We start from the raw sequence: 1560 nt of genomic DNA, 5'->3' as shown, positions 1-1560 counted from the left end.
TCCGCAACGCGGATCACATCGTCGCGGAACTCCTTGGGAAACGGCTTGGGCATGATGACATCCTTCCAGGCCAGCCATCTCGGCTAGCCACGCTAGATGTCACCTGTTCCTGCATCAGACCCGAGCGTTGATCACGCCGCGTAGCCGGGTGCTGATCACCGATGAGAGCGTGATGTACGAGTCGGACGACGCGGTGCTGTCGCTGGGCGCGTCCGGGAACTGGGATCTGCTCTAGGCGTTGCTGGCCTCGAGCTCGGTCGTCTCCAGGACCTCATCGACGAGCATGATCCCGCCGCTGGAGTTCGCGGTGTGCATCAGCTGCTCTACCCACTTCACGTTGATCTGGGGTGCCTCGGGTTCATCGAACACGAACCGCAGCGGGATCGAGGGGTGAACCCAGATCGTGGAGCGCCCGCCGGGCTCTCCTTCGGGGTGCTTCCAGGACAGAGTGAACGATTCGTTGCGGCGCAGCTTGGTTGCGATGACGATCTTCAGGTGTGCGAGAGCACGGTCCTCGATATGGATCGCATCATCGGATGCCCCGTAGTGAAGAGTCGCCATAAGCTCACCCTAGCGGCAGCCGAGACCGGTGCCGCACGCAATCGCGCCGTCGAAAACCAGCGTGTGTCAGGCGGATCCTGACCAGGGGGCGCCGTGTTCCGCGCGCCGGGACGGAGGTGGGTGATCGGTCGGCTGCTGAAGACTCTGGGGGAGGGAGAGCAACCGCCCGACCGCGTCGAAGATACCGGTCCCCAGGAAGGTGCCCCCACCCATCGATGTCGCAGACGCGAAGCAACAGTCCCACCTTTTCCCAGGTCGCGCAAGACTACCTTCGAGTAGGAGCCGCGCAGGGAGCCAGTTCAGGGGAGCTGGTCGAGGACGAGTTCCCCACGCGCGGCGACGTGCTCCATCATCCGCTCGATCCGTGCGGGGTCGCTAGGCCGCAGCACGGCATCGTCGAAAGCGAAGATGAGGGGGATGCTCGGATGCAGCCAGATCGTCAGACGGCTGGCCGGAACCTCATCGCGGGGGAGCCACGTCATCATGAAGCTCTCCTGGCGGCGCAGCTTCGTCCCGATCACGATCTTCAGATGCGTGAGAGTCTGGTCGTCGACCTGAATCGGCGGCCGGGAGCTGTTGTATTCGAGTGTTCCCATGACGTGGACCTACTCGGTCCCCGCGCACATACGAACCACCTGAAGCTGCTCGAGCATCGCGCGCGGCGCCAATTACGCACCGACTGATGCGGAAGCGGTTCGACGCTTGCAAGCGCAATCCCGCGGCTGAATACCGGATGCCCCGCCTTGGATCAACCCCTCTTCCGGAGATCCGGGACCGCACTATCTTCGGCGTACCGGGGGTGTCCCCAGCATCGGTCCGATTCTCATATCGCACCGCGGCCCGCTCGTCACGATGGGGTCACGTTAGCGGCCGCCTGCAGTGCGGCGGCGAGGTAGCTCGCGGAAGCACCGACGCCCTTATCCGCGACCTGGACGGGCGTGCCAGTTGCAACTACGGTCCCGCCGGCGTCGCCCGCGCCGGGGCCAAGATCGATCACGT

2 protein-coding genes are annotated in these 1560 nt (G+C 64.4%); both read right to left on the bottom strand.

Translation table 11 applies throughout. The annotated features are described in order from the left end of the window. Positions 1 to 231: 231 nt before the first annotated feature. Positions 232 to 561 (bottom strand): hypothetical protein, encoded by a 330-nt coding sequence (locus tag KZA10_RS14750; RefSeq protein ID WP_141387150.1) that lies wholly within the window; start codon positions 559 to 561, stop codon positions 232 to 234. A 299-nt stretch (positions 562 to 860) separates the two neighbouring features. Next, on the bottom strand, positions 861 to 1157 hold the full coding sequence (locus KZA10_RS14745; RefSeq protein WP_218683259.1) for a hypothetical protein: 297 nt from the start codon (positions 1155 to 1157) through the stop codon (positions 861 to 863). Between the last annotated feature and the right edge of the window lie 403 nt (positions 1158 to 1560).

Source organism: Microbacterium sp. BF1 (assembly GCF_019279095.1).
GTDB classification, from domain to species: Bacteria; Actinomycetota; Actinomycetes; order Actinomycetales; family Microbacteriaceae; genus Microbacterium; species Microbacterium maritypicum.
The sequence above is the reverse complement of the archived record's forward strand: the minus strand, read 5'-3'. Positions and strand labels throughout refer to the sequence as shown.

What these genes read in the sequence shown, in the direction of transcription:
- KZA10_RS14750 (WP_141387150.1), bottom strand. Translation starts at nt 561, where the DNA reads ATGGCGACTCTTCACTACGGGGCATCCGATGATGCGATCCATATCGAG.
- KZA10_RS14745 (WP_218683259.1), bottom strand. Translation starts at nt 1,157, where the DNA reads ATGGGAACACTCGAATACAACAGCTCCCGGCCGCCGATTCAGGTCGAC.